The following is a 4,256-nucleotide window of genomic DNA, read 5'->3' as shown; positions in this document are numbered from 1 at the left end:
AACCATTACTTTTCCTATCTGGTGCTTTATAATATTTTCTATTATGCAGACTCAATGATGCATAGAATGCAGTTCGTTCATTGTATTGATAGCTGATCTGTGGTGCGATACCTATATTGGTGTCAAACGAACTGCTAAAATTGGCACTAAAGGAAGTGAGTTAAAAGTTACTTTTTAAACACAAACCTTAAAAAATCAAATTAATTTTTGATAGACTCCATTTTCAACCCTTTTTATAAGAATACTTTATTATAACTTATTTTACCCCCCCCTTTTTTTTATAATAAAATAAATTTTTTTTGTTTTTTTATAATTTTTATGTGATGTTTTATTTTGTAACAAATTCTTATGACTGCTTTAGCCTATTATGATGTTCTTCTTGTAGCAATTTGTCAAGTATCTCCATCACTTGATGAGAAGCAACTTCCGCTCTTTGGAAGTAACTTAATACATTATCAACAGCTATAAGGCAGGTACCTTCTTCTACACATTTCACGGCATCAATAATATTTTCATGCACCTCTGCATGAGGTTTTTCCAAGCTTTTGTAAGATGGTGTACTTGCAAATATCTCTTTACCAAGTCCACTTTCATACCATTTTCCAAGACGACAACTGTGGTGATCTGCAAATTTTGCTTCCACTTTATCTAAAAATACTGTTCTATATCCATTTGCCTTAAAGAGTAAATGGTCAAGTTTTACTAAAACAATAAATGTTGCATAAAGGATATCTTTGGAATCTTGTGTAATCATTTTTGTGTTATTGTTTGATTCATCCATTTTTATTCTGAACTCATTAATAAGATTATCAATTTCTGAAGTTAGCATGTAGGAACTTTGTGCCTTTAACTCTATGTCATTAGAGTTTTGTTTGAGTGTTTGAACGCTTATCTCAACCTCTGCAGTCGCTTTTTGGGTTCTCTCAGCCAACTTTCTTACTTCATCGGCAACAACAGCAAAACCTCGTCCATGTTCACCTGCACGAGCGGCTTCTATGGCAGCATTAAGAGCTAAAAGGTTTGTCTGATCAGAAATATCTTTTATTAGTGATATTACAGAGCTAATAGCTTCAACACTCTCATTAAGATGTGTTGCGATATTTGAGGTTTCAGAAATATCATCTACAATCGTATCCACTTTTGTAGCAATATCGCCAAGAGCTGTTTCCATCTCTTGAGATACTTTACTATTTGTAGAGTTGAGTTTATCTATATCTTCAAGTTTACCAACATTTACACCAAGATTGCCTTGCAGTATTTGCAGATCATTGAGGCATCCAGAAGTAAGCTGTTGCGTGAGTGCTTTATTTAGTTTTATATATTCCGCACTATCTTTATTTTCTGAAAAAATATTTACAGTTTTTTCAAAAGAACGAATCAGTTGGCTATATGAATCATCACTAATATCATTAAGTGATTTTGAAAAGTCACCGTTTTGCACTTTTAGTAGTAAACTATCAAAATATTCACAAAACTCCTCTTTTGCTTTTTCAAAAGAAGCTTCTTTCTCGTGTGCAGCATGCAACTCTTTTTGCAAAATACTCACTTTGTTGAACAATAAAAGTGTGATTACGATACCTATAATGCCAATAGCTATACCAACGAACATATTTCCATTTTTTTATTAAGTTTTAATTATCTTTAAATCTATCTCGAATCTCTAAAAACTGCTCTAAATTTTCGAAAAACAGTTCTATAAGCTTAGGATCGAAGTGTTTTCCTTTTTCCTCTTGAAACAGATTGAGAATTTTATCTAAATCCCAGGCTTTTTTATAGACCCTATCACTTCCAAGTGCATCAAATACATCTGCTATGGCTGTTATGCGCCCAAATATATGAATCTCCTTTCCACTAATACCTCTTGGATAACCACTACCATCGTATTTCTCATGGTGTGTATAGGCAACAATTGCCGCTGCTTTTAAAATTGGACGCTTGGAGCCTTGAAGTACTTGAAATCCTATCTCACTGTGAGACTTCATTATCTCGAACTCTTCAGGTGTTAGTTTGCCCGGTTTTTTTAAGATTGCATCAGGTATTGCTACCTTACCGATATCATGCATCGGTGATGCTGAGAATAGAATATTTGCATTTTCTTTAGAGAGACCGGCTAAATGCGCTAAAAGTTTAGAATATTCTGCAACCCTTTTTACATGGTTGCCTGTCTCTTGTGAACGGCTCTCTCCAATTTCACCCATTCTGTAAATGATATCCTTTTGAGTACTTTCTAACTCCTCATGTATTTTTATAATGTCTGTCACCTCGTACATAAGATGCAGATGCTCTCTTATTTCTCCTTTTTCATCTAAAAGAGGGTAAATTTTTGTATCTACAAAATATTTTTTTTGATTTTTTGTTACATTTTCAAAAAGAATTGAGATTGTTTTTTTATTTATTAACTTTTGAGATATAGTATCACAATCACCTTTTGTTATGTGTTTCTGTGCTCGCAACTCTCTACAGTTTTTTCCCAACAATTCATTTTTAGAATAGCCACTAATTTGGCAAAAATTATCATTGACATAGACAATGGTGTTTTTTGTATTTGTTTTTAGTACTGAAATATATTCATCAACTGCATTTTCATACTGCTGCAGATACTGCAGATTATTGTTTGAGATATTTAAATTTTCTTTTAAAATTTCTTTGTATGTTTCTACTTCTGTAATATCTGTTCGTATTGCGATATACTCTAAAATATTACCATCTACATCTAAGATAGGTTTTATTGTGCTCTTAACATAGTAGGCTTCTCCATTTTTCTTTTTGTTTTTGATAATTCCATGCCATGTTTTTTTGGCTTGTATAGTCTTCCACATACCTTTAAAAATAGACGCAGAGACATCGGGATGCCTTACTATACTATGAGGTGATCCTATAAGCTCATCTCTGGTGTACCCTGATAATGTACAAAAAAGTTCATTGGCATATGTGATATTGCCATTCAAATCGGTTTTGCTTACATATGAACTTTCATCAACGGCTTCTTTATATTCACCAAGCATTTTTTTAGAACATATAGCCTCTACATATCTTCGATTGGTTTCAACAGATAAATCAACTTTGAGAGTGAACTCCTCTATTATAAAAGGTTTTTTTATAAAATCTGAAGCACCGGTTCTTAATGCTTTTCTAATAACTTCAGGGTCATTGGTCGAGGAGACGATGAGAACAGGGATATGGCAAAACTCATCTATATCTTTCATCTCTTGAAGAAACTCTAAGCCATGTTTATCTGGAAGTTCCATATCTAAAACGATAGTGCTTATGTTAAGGGTTTGTAGCTTTTTTAAAGCTTCTTTTGCATTTAATGCTGTGGCAACACTGTAATTTCTTACTTTTAGAATTTTTTCAAGTTGTTTGCACATAAACATAGAGTCATCTACGACTAAAACTGTATCAGATCTATTTTTTTCCAATGCTTCAATGGAGTTGTTGATGGAATTGATAATAGAGGTAAAATTTTTTTCTTTGACTATATAATCTAATATTCCTTTTTTAAACAAAGATTCTCGAATTTGAATATCTACCTCAGATGTAAGTACAATTATCTTTGCATTTGTAAGTTTTTGAATCTCTGAGACAAGCTCTTCACCGTAGGCATCGGGTAGATTTAAATCTAAAAGTATAAAATTAAAATCTTTGTTTTTCAGCAAAGATTCTGCATGTAAGAAATCATGAGCCTGATCAAGTTTATATGATTTTTTTTGTGATAAAAGAGAAAAAATTGCTTTGTTGATAAATTCTGAGTCTTCTACAATAAGGATATTGTAATCATTCTTGGTTAGTTGATAGTCTTGATCACAATAGAGCATTTTTAATCCTTGGAAAAATAACAAATTGTATATAGAAATGTTATTTTACCCCCCCCCGTTTAACATAAGCTTAAATAAAGCTTTAGAGAGTGAAAAAATGGTGAGTTTATTGATAGTTTTTTCATAAATATACTCTAAGCACTTATTTTAGGAAGGTTTCTTGTTTTTAATTTTCATTTTGTTTCAAAAAGAAACATGTTTGTGATAAGATATGGTATTGGTTATTATATTAAGTTGTATTTTAATGATATAAGAGATAAAGTCATAGGTAGTGTGCTGTAGATAAAAAGTGGATTGAAGATGCGAACATTTAATAAAAAGATAGCGTCAAAAATTTTCTGTAAATTCCTCATCAACTTCACAATCATGTTCCAAATTTTCCCACGAAACATATTTTCTATCCATCCACTTGGCATTAGTGTCAACTGCCAAAGGCACCAA

Annotated in this window: 2 protein-coding genes; both read right to left on the bottom strand. The window is 32.0% G+C overall.

The features are described 5' to 3' along the window. Positions 1 to 346 precede the first annotated feature (346 nt). Positions 347 to 1,609: a methyl-accepting chemotaxis protein gene (locus MNY27_RS10710; protein ID WP_346392324.1), complete on the bottom strand. Its 1,263-nt coding sequence runs from the start codon at positions 1,607 to 1,609 to the stop codon at positions 347 to 349. A gap of 22 nt (positions 1,610 to 1,631) precedes the next feature. Then, complete coding sequence (locus MNY27_RS10705) at positions 1,632 to 3,815, bottom strand: response regulator (protein WP_346392323.1); 2,184 nt, start codon at positions 3,813 to 3,815, stop codon at positions 1,632 to 1,634. Positions 3,816 to 4,256 lie beyond the last annotated feature (441 nt).

The sequence above is a fragment of the Sulfurimonas sp. NWX79 genome, assembly GCF_039667035.1.
Taxonomy (GTDB): Bacteria; Campylobacterota; Campylobacteria; order Campylobacterales; family Sulfurimonadaceae; genus Sulfurimonas; species Sulfurimonas indica.
The sequence above is the reverse complement of the archived record's forward strand: the minus strand, read 5'-3'. Positions and strand labels throughout refer to the sequence as shown.

Excerpts from the sequence above, each read along its gene's own strand:
- MNY27_RS10710 (WP_346392324.1), bottom strand. The coding sequence starts at position 1,609 with ATGTTCGTTGGTATAGCTATTGGCATTATAGGTATCGTAATCACACTT.
- MNY27_RS10705 (WP_346392323.1), bottom strand. The coding sequence starts at position 3,815 with ATGCTCTATTGTGATCAAGACTATCAACTAACCAAGAATGATTACAAT.